Origin of the sequence: Gordonia sp. 852002-51296_SCH5728562-b (assembly GCF_001665475.1) — a bacterium.
GTDB classification, from domain to species: domain Bacteria; phylum Actinomycetota; class Actinomycetes; order Mycobacteriales; family Mycobacteriaceae; genus Gordonia; species Gordonia sputi.
Genome location: NZ_LZMI01000035.1, coordinates 1 through 14,442 on the forward strand (window position 1 = coordinate 1; position 14,442 = coordinate 14,442).

General features: G+C 64.8%; 13 protein-coding genes and 1 pseudogene. 3 read left to right on the forward strand and 11 right to left on the reverse strand.

Annotation, left to right across the window (positions count from 1 at the left end; genetic code table 11):
• The 7 genes and pseudogenes from A5766_RS06520 to A5766_RS06550 all read right to left on the reverse strand — a co-directional run.
• Positions 1 to 523, reverse strand: a pseudogene (locus tag A5766_RS06520) (hypothetical protein); the annotation flags it as partial.
• Positions 471 to 1,442, reverse strand: a complete 972-nt coding sequence (locus A5766_RS06525) for an APC family permease (protein ID WP_005205111.1) — start codon at positions 1,440 to 1,442, stop codon at positions 471 to 473. The pseudogene A5766_RS06520 and the gene A5766_RS06525, both read right to left, overlap by 53 nt.
• A 110-nt stretch (positions 1,443 to 1,552) precedes the next feature.
• Positions 1,553 to 2,479: a cation diffusion facilitator family transporter gene (locus tag A5766_RS06530; protein WP_064903903.1), complete on the reverse strand. Its 927-nt coding sequence runs from the start codon at positions 2,477 to 2,479 to the stop codon at positions 1,553 to 1,555.
• 59 nt (positions 2,480 to 2,538) lie between these two features.
• Complete coding sequence (locus A5766_RS06535; protein ID WP_082965465.1) at positions 2,539 to 3,141, reverse strand: TetR/AcrR family transcriptional regulator; 603 nt, start codon at positions 3,139 to 3,141, stop codon at positions 2,539 to 2,541.
• A gap of 114 nt (positions 3,142 to 3,255) precedes the next feature.
• Positions 3,256 to 5,295 carry a M3 family metallopeptidase gene (locus tag A5766_RS06540; protein ID WP_064903905.1) on the reverse strand — a complete coding sequence of 680 codons (2,040 nt, stop codon included), beginning with the start codon at positions 5,293 to 5,295 and terminating at the stop codon, positions 3,256 to 3,258.
• A gap of 4 nt (positions 5,296 to 5,299) precedes the next feature.
• Positions 5,300 to 7,183: a translation elongation factor 4 gene (gene lepA, locus A5766_RS06545; protein WP_039855239.1), complete on the reverse strand. Its 1,884-nt coding sequence runs from the start codon at positions 7,181 to 7,183 to the stop codon at positions 5,300 to 5,302.
• Positions 7,184 to 7,283: 100 nt separating this feature from the next.
• Positions 7,284 to 7,775: a hypothetical protein gene (locus A5766_RS06550; RefSeq protein ID WP_005205117.1), complete on the reverse strand. Its 492-nt coding sequence runs from the start codon at positions 7,773 to 7,775 to the stop codon at positions 7,284 to 7,286.
• Here A5766_RS06550 and A5766_RS06555 point away from each other — a divergent pair.
• Both A5766_RS06555 and A5766_RS06560 read left to right on the forward strand, forming a co-directional pair.
• Positions 7,765 to 8,457 (forward strand): alpha/beta hydrolase family protein, encoded by a 693-nt coding sequence (locus tag A5766_RS06555; protein ID WP_005205119.1) that lies wholly within the window; start codon positions 7,765 to 7,767, stop codon positions 8,455 to 8,457. The genes A5766_RS06550 and A5766_RS06555 overlap by 11 nt on opposite strands.
• Positions 8,454 to 8,870 (forward strand): type II toxin-antitoxin system PemK/MazF family toxin, encoded by a 417-nt coding sequence (locus tag A5766_RS06560; RefSeq protein ID WP_064903907.1) that lies wholly within the window; start codon positions 8,454 to 8,456, stop codon positions 8,868 to 8,870. The genes A5766_RS06555 and A5766_RS06560 overlap by 4 nt, the downstream gene beginning before the upstream one ends.
• Before the next feature lie 111 nt (positions 8,871 to 8,981).
• Here A5766_RS06560 and A5766_RS06565 read toward each other — a convergent pair whose 3' ends face one another.
• The 4 genes from A5766_RS06565 to A5766_RS06580 form a co-directional block, all read right to left on the reverse strand.
• Positions 8,982 to 9,830, reverse strand: a complete 849-nt coding sequence (locus tag A5766_RS06565; RefSeq protein WP_064903909.1) for a transglutaminase family protein — start codon at positions 9,828 to 9,830, stop codon at positions 8,982 to 8,984.
• Positions 9,827 to 10,807 carry an alpha-E domain-containing protein gene (locus A5766_RS06570; protein WP_197501367.1) on the reverse strand — a complete coding sequence of 327 codons (981 nt, stop codon included), beginning with the start codon at positions 10,805 to 10,807 and terminating at the stop codon, positions 9,827 to 9,829. The genes A5766_RS06565 and A5766_RS06570 overlap by 4 nt, the downstream gene beginning before the upstream one ends.
• A complete protein-coding gene (locus A5766_RS06575; protein ID WP_064903913.1) occupies positions 10,807 to 12,558 on the reverse strand; it encodes a circularly permuted type 2 ATP-grasp protein in 1,752 nt (583 codons plus the stop codon). Before A5766_RS06575 ends, A5766_RS06570 begins: the two co-directional genes overlap by 1 nt.
• A gap of 118 nt (positions 12,559 to 12,676) precedes the next feature.
• Entirely contained in the window at positions 12,677 to 13,810 is a 1,134-nt protein-coding gene (locus A5766_RS06580; RefSeq protein WP_005205134.1) for a hypothetical protein, read from the reverse strand.
• Positions 13,811 to 14,060: 250 nt separating this feature from the next.
• Between A5766_RS06580 and rpsT the strand changes: the two genes are divergently transcribed.
• Positions 14,061 to 14,321, forward strand: coding sequence for a 30S ribosomal protein S20 (gene rpsT, locus A5766_RS06585; protein WP_005205136.1), 261 nt, complete (start codon positions 14,061 to 14,063; stop codon positions 14,319 to 14,321).
• Positions 14,322 to 14,442: the final 121 nt, after the last annotated feature.

Below are 14,442 nucleotides of genomic sequence, written 5' to 3' on the forward strand. Positions count from 1 at the left end.
TCCCGCCACCCCGCCGCCCGCGCCGCGGCGCCCCCCCCCGCCCCCGGGGGGCCCGGCGGGGGGGCGGCGGCCGGGCCCCCCCGCCCGCGGCCCCCGCCTCCAGCCGCAGGCTCCTGTGCGTCACCCTTCGATAGACGATCTCCGCGACGAAGCTCGCAATCAGTACGACGATCAGAGTGATCCACGTACTCGCGGGTCCGGTGTGGATCGCGTATCCGAGGAGGAGGCAGAACAGCGCGAGGTTGAGCGTGACCGCCGCGATCAACAGCCAGGCCTTTGCGCCCGTTTGGTGACGGACCCGCAGGTGGCCGACGCTGACCGCCCCGTAGACGATCAAGAAGGCGAGACTCGCCATCTGTCCCACCGACGACAGCGGAAAGAAGACGACGAACGCACAGGTGAGTGCACCGGCCAGCAGGAGTCCCCACGTCCCGCTCCGCCACACCCCACGCGCGAAGTCGGCAGGCATCTCACCGGACTTGGCGACGGTGAAGGCCAGGTTGGCGTCCGAACAACGTGGCATTGACGCCGGATGCGGTGGCGAGCAGCGCTGCGGCACCGATCACGATGAATCCGACCTGTCCGAGCACCACGCGCCCGGCGTCGGAAAGCACGTGACCCTGGTTTGCCTCGATATCGGGGAGCGTCATCACCATGACGATCAGCGAGCTGATCACCACGTAGACGACGATCACGATGAACAGCGCCTGGTACATGGCGCGCGGGAGTTCTTTGGCGGGGTTCTTCATGTCGCCTGCGGAGTTCGTCACGACGCCGAACCCCTCGTAGGTGACGTAGAGCAGGCCTGCTGCGAAGAAGATGCCGATCACACCTTCTCCACCGCTCTGTTGGAAGTTCGATGGGTCCGACTTGAACGACGCCGCGATCACAAACGCGACGAGGATGGCCACCTCGATCGCCACGACGAACATCTCGGATCTGCCGACGAGTTTCGACCCGACCGCATTCACCCCGATCAAGACGATGACCAGCGCGACGCCGATGACCTTCCCCGACCAGTCCGGGGTATCGAAGGGCAGCAGATGTCGTGCGTAGCCTGCGAATCCGGAGGCATACAGCGCCATCGCGATGATCCAGCCGAGGAACTGAAAGATGTTGAGCCCGCCCGCGATGACACCGTCGCCGAAACAGCGGATCAGGAACTGCGCCGCGCCTCCGCGACTCGGAAACCGAGTGCCGAGCTTGGCGTACGAGTACACGCTGAACAGCGAGACCAGACCACCGACGAGGAATGCCACCGGAATCCACACGCCCGCTGTGGTCGCAGCTAGTCCGACCAGCGTGTAGAGACCCGCACCCATCATCCCGCCCACGCCGATCGCCGTCGCCGACGCGACGGTGATGGACGCCTTCTGGATGGAATCGTTCTGGCCGGAATCCTTGTGGGTGGAATCGCTTTGGGCGCGATCCTTGTGGGTCATCGACGAAGGTCCCGCCGCAGAGCAGCAGTGACGCGGTGAACACTGCGAGTCATGTGGTGCAGCATCGCACAGCAAATTCACACAGGCAGCGTCTTGCGGAAAAGGTTGCGCTAGTGCGGGTTTGAGTCCAACCGCCACGATTCGTATGCGCGCGGATCCTCGATCGGCTCGATATGAATGCTCACTCGAAGATGATCGAGAGCCGCGTGCAGTTCGTCTTCGACACGTTCAGCCACGTCGTGGGCACGGTCGACACTCCACACCCCCGGTACCAGCATGTGCATCTGCACGTACCGCTCGTGCCCCGATTCTCTTGTGCGCACATCGTGAAATGCCACCTCGTCGGTACGGAACCGGTCGAGCACGTCGTTGACCGTCGTGAGGTCGACGGCGAGCAGCGCGGCGTCGAGAAGTCCATCGCCCGAGCGCCAGATGAGTCGCGCACCGACGACGATGATGTTCACCGCGACGAGAATGGCAACGATCGAGTCGAGCGGCAGCCACCCGGTGACGGCAACAAGGAACACGCCGACGATGACGCCGACGGTGGTCCAGACATCGGTGAGTAGATGCTTGCCGTCGGCTTCGAGAGTCATCGAGCGATAGCGCCTGCCCGCCCGGAGCAGGATCACCGCGACGGCACCGTTCAGCACGGTTGCGGCGACCGAGATGGCGAGTCCGAGTCCCACCGCCTCCAGTTCGGCGGGATGCAGGAGCCGATCCACCGCGGCCACGATGATCGCGATGGCCGCCACGACGATCAGGATGCCTTCGAACACCGCCGAGAAGTACTCGGCCTTCGCGTGCCCGAAATTGTGTTCTGCGTCAGCGGGTTTCGCGACCACCCGCAGCGCAAAGAATGCGGCGATCGCGGCAGCGAGATTGACCACCGATTCGAGTGCGTCGGAGAGCAGACCAACCGACCCGCTGACGCGCCATGCGATCAGCTTCATCACGATCACGACCAAGGCCGTGACAATGCTCAGGAGCGCGTACCGCGTCAGATCAGGACGCGAAGGTGCGGATGCGTTCACCACTGACCAATTGCACCACAGCACTGGTGCCACGCGCCGTGATTGAACCGCGCGGTGGTCACTCAGATCTTCGCAGCAACCATTCCGTCGAGGGCACCGTAGTACGTCGACATCAGCAGACTCATCGTCTGGTCTATGGACAGACCGCTGGCCAACAGGTCGAGTACCTCGCGAGGATCGAACATCTGGTTGTACAGAAACAGCGCGTGATCGAAGTGGGAGTCGTCGATTCCCTTGCTGCGCAGCACCGCCCGAATCGGACGCTCCCAGGCGTCCCGAACCGTCTGGATCGTCGGGTCGCCCTCCCGTAGTCGGGTGAGGAAGCCCACCGGCCGACGCAGCCGGACCATTGCTGGACCGTTGATCACCAGAAGCCGGCCGAGATGAGCGACGACATCCTCGAACAGGGCGGTGCCGGTTTTCGTCGAATCCTGGCTGTAGTCACGCAGTTCGACGATCACACCGTGCAGATACTCACGGACGAGCGTCTCCAACGAGGGAAAGTAGCGGTAGACAGTCGCAGTGCCGACCCCGGCACGCTCCGCGATCACGGGAATGCTGACGTTCTCATAGTCGTCGCGCAGCACTTCGCCCGTTGCAACAAGAATCTTCTTGCGATTCCGTACGGCGTCTTTGCGCGTCGGCATGGGGGCAGCGGCCGCCATCGCGATACACCTCCCGCCACATCGGCAACACCGTCGAAATCCCAACCGTACCCCAGCTGGTGTACCGCTTCTCCAGGTCAGATCAGGTCGAACAACCAGCCGCGGCGAGCGCCGTCACAGCCCACGCCGCGCCAACAACGGCTCGATATAGGGCTTGCGTCCGATCAATTTCTCATGCGCCACAAGCGGGTCGACGCTGTCTCCGCGCGACAGCGTCGACGTCGCGAAGCGTCGACCGTTCTCGCGCTGCAATCCACCCTCGGACAGGAACCACTGCTCGGTGTCGGCGTCGAGCACCTCCGACCAGATGTACGAGTAGTAACCGGCCGAGTAGCCGCCGCCGAAGATGTGGTTGAAGTAGGTGCTCCGGTAGCGCGGCGGGATCAGGTCGGTGCCGATGCCCGCCGTCCGAAGCGCCTGCGCCTCGAAGCCCGCCACGTCGGTGATCGCCTCGGCCTGCGCGGTGTCGAGTTGGTGCCACGCGAGGTCGAGAACCGATGCCGCGAGGTATTCGATTGTGCTGTGGGCAGATTCGGTTCCTGCCGACTCGCGTGCTGCCGTGGCGAGCTCCGCGGGAATGGGTTCGCCGGTCTCGTGATGGCGCGCGTAGTTGGCCAGAACGGACGGGTGCAGCGCCCACATCTCGTTGACCTGCGACGGGAACTCGACGAAGTCGCGCGGTACCGACGTCCCGGACTGCGACGGATAGTCAACCGCCGAGAGCAATCCGTGCAGCGCATGCCCGAACTCGTGGAACAGCGTGGTGAGCTGATCGACGGTGAGCAGGCACTTCTCGCCGTCATCGGGCTTCGTCAGGTTCAACACGTTGACCACGACGGGCTGTGTCTGCAGCAGAGTCGACTGGTCGACGATGCTGTTCATCCACGCACCACCACGTTTGGACGGGCGCGCGAAGTAGTCACCGAGGAACAGTCCGATGCTTCGCCCGTTCTCGTCGAGTACATCCCACACACGAACGTCGGGGTGGTAGGCGGGCAGCTCAGGACGCTCGACGAAACGCAGCCCGTAGAGCACGTTGGCCGCGTAGAACACCCCGCGGGTCAGGACCGTCTCGAGTTCGCAGTAGTCGGCGAAATCATCAAGCGGGACATCGGATTTCGACCGCGCCGCGCGCGCGAGCCAGTAGGTATAGTCCGCGGCACCGATCTCGGCGTCGCCCGCGAGAACCCGGAGGTCGTCGAGCTCACGGTCCCCCGCTCGCATCGCCGACGCGCTGAGTTCGCGCAGCAAGTCGTCGACGGCCTCCGCCGACGGTGCGGTCTGTTCCGCGATTACGTAGTCGGCGTGATCGCTGTATCCGAGCAACTCCGCACGCCTGGCGCGTAGCCGCACGATCTCCAACACCAATTCGGTTGTGTCGTTGTCGTTTCCGCGCGCACAGCGGTTGATCGATGCCTCAAAGACGCGGCGTCGAACAGCACCGTCGGTCAGCTCGGTGAGGACGCTCTGGCTGGTCGGCAGTTCCAGGGCGATCAGATATCCGGTGTCGTGCCCTGCGTCAGTCGCGGCACGTCGCGCGGCGGCGATCTCACCGGCCGACATTCCGTCGAGCGCGGATGCGTCGTCGACGAACACGGCCGAATCGTTGGAGTCGTCGAGGATCTTCTGCGAGAACGTCGTGGTGAGCAGCGCCAGTCGCGACGAGATCTCGCGCATTTCCTGTTGCTGATCGGGCGACAGGCCCGCACCGGCGCGCACCGCGCCGCGATAGTGCTTGTCGAGCAGCCGACGCTGCGGCTCGTCGAGGTCGAGATCGTCGGCGTCGTCGTGGACCTTCGAAATACGCTCGAAGAGAACGGGGTTCATCGCGATCGTGTTCTGGTGATCGGTCAGCAGCGTCGACAGCTCCCGGCTGATCTCGTTGCGCTTCGGGTTGGTGTCCGGACCGACGAGGTTGAAGAAGATGCCGGCCGCGCGTGCCAGATCGCGTCCGGAGAACTCGACCGCTTCGACGGTGTTGCCGAACGTCGGCGGCTCCGCATTGTTCGCGATCTCGTCGATCTCGGCCAGCTGCGATGCCATCGCGTCGGTGAACGCAGGCAGGAAGTCGTCGTCGGAGATCGACGCGAAGTCGGGCAGGCCGTGCGGTAGATCGCTCTGTGCGAGAACGGGATTCACGTTGTCTGTACCCATGACCTCACTTGCCCTTCGGTTTGTCGCCCATCGAGTCGGTGGAAAGCGCGGCCACGAATGCCTCCTGCGGGACGTCGACCCGACCGATGGTCTTCATCCGCTTCTTGCCCTCCTTTTGCTTTTCGAGCAGCTTGCGCTTTCGGCTGATATCGCCGCCATAGCACTTGGCGAGCACGTCCTTGCGGATCGCCCGGATGTTCTCGCGCGCAATGATCTTCGATCCGATGGCCGCCTGGACGGGCACCTCGAACTGCTGACGCGGAATGAGCTCCTTGAGCTTGGTGGCCATCTTGTTGCCGTAGCCGAACGCGGCGTCGCGGTGCACGATCGCGCTGAACGCGTCGACCGCCTCACCCTGGAGGAGGATGTCGACCTTCACGAGGTCGGCTTCCTGCTCGCCCGCCTCCTCGTAATCGAGGCTGGCGTAACCGCGGGTGCGCGACTTCAGGGAGTCGAAGAAGTCGAAGATGATCTCGGCCATCGGCATGGTGTAGCGCATCTCGACGCGTGTCTCCGACAGGTAGTCCATGCCGCCGAGCTCACCGCGCCGTGACTGACACAGCTCCATGATCGCGCCGATGAATTCGCTCGGCGCGATGATCGTCGTCTTGACGATCGGCTCGTAGATGTGGCGTGCCTTGCCCTCCGGCCAGTCGGATGGGTTGGTGACGATCGACTCGGAGCCGTCTTCCATGACCACCCGGTAGACGACGTTGGGTGCGGTGGAGATCAGGTTCAGATCGAACTCGCGCTCGAGCCGCTCTCGGGTGATCTCCATGTGCAGCAGTCCGAGGAAGCCGCAGCGGAAACCGAAGCCGAGCGCGACAGAGGTCTCCGGCTCGTAGGTGAGCGCGGCGTCGTTGAGTTGCAGTTTGTCGAGAGCGTCGCGCAACACCGGATAGTCGGAGCCGTCGAGCGGGTAGAGGCCGGAGTAGACCATCGGGCGCGGTTCGCGATAGCCGGTCAGCGGCTCGGTCGCGCCGTGGCGGGCGGTCGTGACGGTGTCACCGACCTTCGACTGCCGCACGTCCTTCACCCCGGTGATGAGGTAACCGACCTCGCCGACGCCGAGCCCCTTTGTCGGCTTCGGCTCCGGCGAGACGATGCCGACCTCGAGCAATTCGTGCGTCGCTCCGGTCGACATCATCGCGATCTTCTCGCGTGGGACGATCTTGCCGTCCACCACGCGGACGTAGGTGACCACGCCGCGGTAGGTGTCGTAGACGGAGTCGAAGATCATGGCTCGCGCAGGCGCATCGGGGTCGCCCTGCGGAGCCGGCACCAGCTTGATCACCTCGTCGAGCAGTTCCGTGACGCCCGCACCCGTCTTGCCCGACACGCGCAGCACGTCGTCGGGCTCGCAGCCGATGATGTGCGCGATCTCCTCGGCATAGCGGTCGGGGTCGGCGGCGGGAAGGTCGATCTTGTTCAGCACCGGGATGATGGTCAGGTCCTTGTCCATCGCCAGGTACAGGTTTGCCAGCGTCTGCGCCTCGATCCCCTGCGCGGCGTCGACAAGCAGAACGGCACCCTCACACGCTTCGAGCGCACGCGACACCTCGTAGGTGAAGTCGACGTGACCAGGGGTGTCGATGAGGTGCAGCACGTAGTCGGTCTGCGGCCCGTCCGGGCCGTCGGACTTCCAGGGCAGGCGCACGTTCTGCGCCTTGATCGTGATGCCACGCTCACGCTCGATGTCCATGCGGTCGAGGTACTGGGCGCGCATGTCCCGCTCCGCGACCACGCCCGTGAGCTGCAGCATCCGATCGGCCAGCGTCGATTTGCCGTGGTCGATGTGCGCGATGATGCAGAAGTTCCGGATCCGGCTGGGATCGGTGAACGTGGTGTCGGCGAAAGTGGGAATCGAACTGCTCCTACAGGTGCGCACCAGTACTCGAGTGCGATGCGGGTGTGGTCGTCGTATCCAGTTTCTCACGGCCTGCCGTCGGCGGGACGCGGCCGGGTTGCGAGAGAAGCGTCGGAGCAGCCTAGTTGGCTCGATCCGAACGGTTGAGGCCGGTCAGATTCTGAAGCGAACCCGCTTCAACGCCCCGAGCGCGCTGCGAGTCCCTGCGTGCGCGCACGGCGAGATGAGCCGTCGCAACGACGATCGATGCGACGAGCAGCACAAGCGCGCCGAACGAGAGCAGGAGCCAGAAGTCAGCCCAGTTCGCGACGCCGACGAACACCAGCACGGCCATCGCGGGCACGACGAGCCATGACACCCAGACGCGCAGCGCGACCGCCGCGATCAGGGGTGCCACCACCAACAACGGACCCATCTCGATCAGCCTGCGTGGCCCGAGCGCAGCGAAAATCGAGTCCTCACATGTCGCGCCGGCGTGCGCACCGGCGACCGACAGTTCGCCGCTCTTGCCACAACTCACCGTCACCTCTCCTACGGGCATGAATCCGCACGCCACCGCATAGCCAAGGGCCGCCACTGCCATCGCAAGCCACGCCACTCGTATGGCTCTCATCCCTGCAACTTATAACGTGGACGCCGTGAGTCCCGAGACCTTCACCGGCGACGGCGTCGTCGCAGACATCTACCGTCCGGACGGCCCACCTCGCGCGGTGCTCGTGCTGGCGCACGGCGCGGGAGGCAACCGGCACACCGCGATCATGCGGGCGTATGGCGCGGAGTTCAGCGCCCGCGGGCTGTTCGTCGCCTGTATCGATCTGCCGTACCGGCAGCGCAAGCCCAAGGGTCCGCCAAGCCCGTCGGGTGCGGCAGGCGATCGGGACGGCATCCGCGAGGCGGCCGCACTGTTCGCATCCGAATCCGACGGTCCGCTCGTCCTCGGCGGACACTCGTACGGCGGCAGGCAGGCATCGATGGTCGTCGCGGAGGACGGAGCTGCCGGCCACGCGGCGGGACTGCTGCTGTCGTCGTATCCGTTGCATCCGCCCGGCAAACCCGAACGCGCGCGCACCGAGCACCTCGGCGACATCACGGTTCCGACAGTGATCGTGCACGGAGCGTCGGATCCCTTCGCGACGACCGAGGAGATCACCGACACCATCGCGCTCATTGCCGCGCCGACGCGGCTCGTCGAGATCGAGAAAACCGGCCACGACCTGAAACCCGACAAGAAGCCGACTGCTCAGCTCGCGGCCGACGCCGTCGACGACCTGATCCTGAACGGGTCGACCCGATGACGGGCCGGACGCAGGCGCGCCCCACCCATGACGCGGCGCGCGAGATCGTCTACTCCCCCGACCTCGACGGCGCGGCAGATCCCGGCGAGATCGTCTGGACCTGGGTGCGTTACGAGGACGATCCGAGCAAGGGCAAGGACCGTCCGGTGCTGGTCGTCGGACGCGACCGCGGCGAAGAGCACACGCATCTCCTCGGCCTCATGCTCTCGAGCCAGGACTACCACCGCGACGACCCGAACTGGATGGAACTCGGGGCCGGCGTCTGGGACGACGAACACCGCGAGAGCTACATCCGTCTCGACCGCGTGTTGTACGTCCTCGAACACGGAATTCGACGCGAGGGCGCCATCCTCGACGAGGAGCGCTTCGACGCCGTCGCCGACCGACTGCGGCGCGACTACGGCTGGCGGTAAACCGGCGGCCCGTCGAGCTATAGATGTGTGTCGAATCGAAGGATGTGGTTGCTGCAGCACCCAATTCCTTCGATTCGACACACATCTGCCGGCGGCGGAACCGAGGCCGGGTCAGGCCAGCCGCGTGATCTCCACGACGACGTCGAGGTCTGTCGCCTTGCCGCCGGTGTAGATGCCCTTGAGCGGCGAGACGTCGGAGTAGTCGCGGCCGACGCCCACCGAGACATGCTGCTCGGTGATGGGAGTGTCGTTGGTCGGGTCATAGCCCCACCAGCCGCCTGTCCACACCTCGATCCACGCGTGGCTCTGCCCCTCGACGGTCTTGTCGATCTTGGCGTCGGGCTTGGGATGCAGATAACCGGAGACGTACCGGGCGGGCACCCCGAAACCGCGCAGCATCGAGAGGCTGACGTGCGCGTAGTCCTGACACACACCCTTACGCTCGTTCCACGCGTCGACGGCCGTGCTGTGCACACCTGTCGTGCCCGGTACGTACTCCATCTCCTCGTGCACGAACTTGCAGATCGCTTCGACGGCGTCCTCGGGCTCGAGCCCCTTGGCGATGCGCCGCGCTGTCGCACCCAGACGCCCGTTCTTCGGCACATACGTTGTGAAGGACAGCATTTCGTCGTAGCGGTCGGCGACGTAGTCGCTCTCCAATTCCTCCCACGTCACAGCTTTGTCGGGGCCGGGACGCTCGCCGGCCTCGGTCTCCACGACCGACATCCCCGACACCTCGAGCTCCTCGTGCGGAGCGTGGAGGTCGAAGGCGGTGACAGCGGTGCCCCAATAATCGGTGTAGCGGTACGCACGGGTCGCGGGCACCGTCTCGACACGGTTCACGATCACGTTCTGCCGAGTATCACTTCGCGGGGTCAGCCGTGCCTCGTTGAATGACGAGGTGACCGGACTCTGGTAGGCGAAGCCCGTCGAATGCACGACCCTCAGACGCCAGCTCACAGTTCACTCTCCTCGATGAAGTGTTCTTCACCATCGCTGACCCGGGCATCTGCCCACGACACATACGGTGACACATGGAAGTACTGACCCGTGACCGCCTCGTTGACGGCACGGCAGGTGTCCTGCAGATCGAGAAGTCGTTCCTGCAGTCCGTCGAGCAGTCGGCCCGGTTCCAGGAACTCGAGCGAGCTGCGCGCTCGTCCCAGCAGCAGCAGCGCTTCGGCCTGTTCGCCGACGCGGCTCGGGCGCTTCTCGATCTCCGCGAGATTCTGCTCCGCGACACGAAGCGCGTGGAACACCGATCGCGGAAAGAGCCTGTCCAGCAACATGAACTGCACGATGTTCTCGGCGTCGAGCAGACCGCGATAGGTCCGCAGGTAGGTGTCGTGGGCACCGGCGGACACCAGAACATTCACCCACGCGGGCGAGTTGATCGGATCGTTGGCGCGGGAGAGAAGCATCCGGATGGTCATGTCGACCCGCTCCACGGAGCGGCCGAGCAGCAGGTACCGGTAGCCGTCGTCGTGACTCATCGTCGCGTCGGCGAGTCCGGCGAACATGGCTGCGCGGTTCTTCACGTACGAGAGGAACTCGTGAGGTCCGAGTCGACGCCCCCGACGCTCCGCTTCGGCCAGTCCGTTGTAGGTGGTGTTCAGACACTCCCACATCTCACTGGACGTGACTTCCCGTGCGCCACGGGCATTTTCGCGTGCCGCGCGGATCAGGTCGACGACTGATCCGGCCGAGCCCTTCGCGTATGCCACGTGCTCGGTGAGCGACCACACGTCGAGCGGCTCGTCGGTGTCGGGCACCTCGAGTCCGAGAACCTGGATGACCATCCGAACCGCACCGTCGACGTCGGCGGAGGTGTCCTCGAGGAGCTGATGGATAGCGACGTCGAGCAGACGCGCCATGTCGTCGGCACGTTCGACGTAGCGGCCGATCCAGTAGAGGGATTCGGCGTTGCGGGCCAACATCATCGGGGATCACCGCTTTGCTGTTGCTGCTGCGTTTGTTCGAAGACCGGGTCGGGTGCGCTCTCGGCAGGCCTGGCCGCCTTGGCGGCCTTGGAGGTGACCACCTTGCCACCGCCGAGTTCGCGCTCACTCTGCGTCGCCCGGCTGGCGAGCACCCACGTGTCCTTCGAGCCGCCACCCTGACTGGAGTTGACGACGAGAGAGCCCTCGGGCAGCGCGACACGGGTCAATCCGCCCGGCAACACCCAGACCTTCTCACCGTCGTTGACGGCGAAGGGACGCAGGTCGACGTGCCGCGGTCGTAGTGAGTCGCCGACCTTTGTCGGCACCGTCGACAGCTGCACCACGGGTTGGGCGATCCATCCGCGGGGGTCGTTGCGCACCTTGCGGGCAAGGGTGTCGAGCTCGGCCTTGGTGGCGTCGGGACCGAAGACGATCCCGTAACCACCTGATCCCTCAACAGGTTTCACGACGAGTTCGTCGATCCGATCGAGCACTTCCTCGCACTCCTCGGGCAGCCAGCAGCGCAGCGTGTCGACGTTGCCGATGATCGGCTTCTCGCCCAGGTAGTAGTTGATGATGTCCGGCACGTAGGTGTAGATCAGCTTGTCGTCGCCGACACCGTTGCCCACCGCGCTCGAGATCACGACGTTGCCCGCGCGCGCCGCGTTGAGCAGGCCTGCCACGCCGAGCATCGAATCCGGACGGAACTGCATGGGATCGAGGAAGTCGTCGTCGATGCGTCGATAGATCACGTCGACGCGTTGCTCACCCTCGGTGGTGCGCATGTAGACGACGTTGTCGCGGCAGAACAGGTCTCGACCCTCGACGAGCTCGACGCCCATCAGCCGCGCGAGTAGCGAGTGCTCGAAGTACGCCGAGTTCGCGACACCGGGGGTGAGCACCACGATGTTGGGGTCGGCCTCGTTGAACGCTGCCGAGGCCCGCAGTGCGCGCAGCAGGTGACTCGGGTAGTCGGCGACAGGTCGCACCTTGTGCGTGGAGAACAGGTCGGGAAAGACCCGAGCCATGGTGCGACGGTTCTCCATCACGTAGGACACACCAGACGGCGATCGCAGGTTGTCCTCGAGCACCCGGAAGTCGCCGTTGGCGTCACGGATCAGGTCGATGCCCGCGACGTGAATGCGAACTCCGTTGGGAGGACGGATGTTTGCGGCCTGACGGTGAAAGTGCTCACACGAATGAACCAGACGTTTGGGCAACACACCGTCGCGCAGGATCTCCTGCTCGCCGTACACGTCATCGAGGAACAACTCCAACGCCTGCACGCGCTGAGTGATGCCCGCCTCGAGCTTGTTCCACTCCCCGGCCGAAATGACCCGTGGCACAACGTCCAACGGGAACGGTCGCTCCTTACCCGAGAGCGAGAACGTGATGCCCTGGTCGATGAACGCGCGCCCGAGTGCGTCGACGCGGGCTTCGAGGTCGGCACGATCGGACTCGGCCATGACCTTGAAGATGCCGCGATACGCGGGGCGCACCTCGCCGTCGGCGTCGAACATCTCGTCAAAGGCCTTGCCGTACGGCCCTTTCGAGTATCCCTTGAAGATTCCGGTCTCGGTGGGGACTGTCTCCCTGACGACCTTGGCCTTGGCGCTCCTGGCAACCTGTCCCGGTTCGGCGCCCTTGCCGTTGGCCGACTTGGCGGCTGTGACGGACTTCGACGACGACGGGGGCGCGGTTTTGCGCGATGCCTTCTTGGCTTGCGCACCGGTTGACGCGGGACTCATAGACACACATGGTGCCTCAGATCGCTCCAGTCGGCACGACGTCTGCGCGGGCGCGTCGCAGCGGCGTTCTCCTGACCCCATTCCTGGCCGCAGGCCGAGGCAGGCCCTAGCAGTACACCTAGCCCAGGGTTCGACGCAGCGACACCACGCGTCGCCCGATCCGGCGAGCCACGTTCGCCGCGCGCGTCTGCAATCGAGCCCCGGTCTCGGGGTAGGGCATCGTTTGCGCGATTCCCGCGATCGCGTCGAGCGAGGCGTCGAGAATCTCGTCGACTGTCGGCGGCCGGGCGTCGTCGCCTGCCATCGTGCTGACAGAGAGATCCCCGAGATCACCGGTCACGGGATACCCGGCCACGCGCACAGCGTCGATCATCGTCTCGGCTTCGTCGGCCGCCCACGCACGCTGTTCGGTGGACAGCCCACGTGGTGTGCCGCCGGTCTGTGCGAACAAGACCTTGGCGATGATGTGACCTTTGACGACGCGCTCGTACCGATCCCACTCGATGTCGTCGGGCTGTAGGCGCGAGTTCAGCCGGCGCAGGAGCTCTGCCTGCGCTGCCGAGAGTGACGTGTTGTTGTTCGGAACGTCGATGGTCATCGGCGCCGGATCTACGTCGAGCACGGAGAGAAATCTGTCCCACAACGACGATGTGCCCGTTCCCGGCTTCGCCACGGTGACCAGGTGAGCTCGTTCCGGCCCGACGAACTTGGCCCACCGTCCGAGGATGCCCACGTAGTCCTGGAATTCCCAGAAGGGCTCCTCCTCCATGTCGCCGCCCCAGGACCCCGTTCGACGTGGCGCGTGCCGACGCACCGACGTCACGAAGTCGTCGAACGACGCCAGACGCTGGTTCTTGACGTTCTCCTGCCACACCGAGGGCAGTTGGCGGGCCAGATCACGAACGGTCACGACCACGTGGACTTCGTCGGCGAAGGACAGGTCGTTCACCATCGACTCGATCTGTTCCTCGCGCGCCGTCGCGAACAACTCGTGCGACACCAGCGACGTCCCCGGCCAAGCACGCATCTGCGAGACCATCGTCGACCACCTTCCGGCGAAGGCCGGGTCGACCCAGTCGAGATACCGACTGGGCTGTAGGTGGGTTGCGGCGTGAAAGTGATCCGCCATCTCGTTTCCCGGGTAGAGCAGCCCGGAGTGACGAAAAGCGAGGTCGCGGTTCCACCACAGGCGATCCTGGAGATGGGTGGTGCCCGTCTTGGGTAATCCGACGTGAATGAAGACAACTGACATGATGGGTCTAGTTTAGTTGTGCTCACGCACACATCCGCGAGCTCGACACATGCTGTGAGGATTCACAGCCGATCGGTGGGAGACGCACGATCGCGCGCGAGCAAACGCCTGCGGATTTGGGACCCCTGTTTCCGGCTGGTAAAGTAGACCGCTGTCGCAGAGTCGACGGCGGACACGTGCTGTCCACCCGTTTGACCTGCTCAGGAACACCCAGCAACAGCAATCACCAACAACTGATAGGTACACACGCGTGGCAAACATCAAGTCCCAGGTCAAGCGCAACCGCACCAACGAGATCCGTCGGCAGCGCAACCAGTCCGTGCGCTCTTCGCTGCGCACCGCGATCCGCAGCTTCCGCGAAGCTGTTGACGCCGGCGACAAGGACAAGGCCGCCGAGCTCGGACAGTCGGCAAGCCGCAAGCTCGACAAGGCCGCCAGCAAGGGCGTCATCCACGCCAATCAGGCAGCCAACAAGAAGTCGGCCATCGCTGTGGCCGTCAACAAGCTCTGAGGTAGCACTCTCCGGCATCAGCCGGAGCTGAACGAGTCAGAGCGCGCACCCGCGACGCGCCCCGTGCACACGGGAGCACGCCGGATCGCAGCGCCGACCGTTCCCCTGTCGAGACAACTCA

Excerpts from the sequence above, each read along its gene's own strand:
- A5766_RS06525 (WP_005205111.1), bottom strand. The coding sequence starts at position 1,442 with ATGACCCACAAGGATCGCGCCCAAAGCGATTCCACCCACAAGGATTCC.
- A5766_RS06535 (WP_082965465.1), bottom strand. The coding sequence starts at position 3,141 with ATGGCGGCCGCTGCCCCCATGCCGACGCGCAAAGACGCCGTACGGAAT.
- A5766_RS06540 (WP_064903905.1), bottom strand. The coding sequence starts at position 5,295 with ATGGGTACAGACAACGTGAATCCCGTTCTCGCACAGAGCGATCTACCG.
- A5766_RS06555 (WP_005205119.1), top strand. The coding sequence starts at position 7,765 with ATGGCTCTCATCCCTGCAACTTATAACGTGGACGCCGTGAGTCCCGAG.
- A5766_RS06550 (WP_005205117.1), bottom strand. The coding sequence starts at position 7,775 with ATGAGAGCCATACGAGTGGCGTGGCTTGCGATGGCAGTGGCGGCCCTT.
- A5766_RS06560 (WP_064903907.1), top strand. The coding sequence starts at position 8,454 with ATGACGGGCCGGACGCAGGCGCGCCCCACCCATGACGCGGCGCGCGAG.
- A5766_RS06570 (WP_197501367.1), bottom strand. The coding sequence starts at position 10,807 with ATGTTGGCCCGCAACGCCGAATCCCTCTACTGGATCGGCCGCTACGTC.
- A5766_RS06575 (WP_064903913.1), bottom strand. The coding sequence starts at position 12,558 with ATGAGTCCCGCGTCAACCGGTGCGCAAGCCAAGAAGGCATCGCGCAAA.
- A5766_RS06580 (WP_005205134.1), bottom strand. The coding sequence starts at position 13,810 with ATGTCAGTTGTCTTCATTCACGTCGGATTACCCAAGACGGGCACCACC.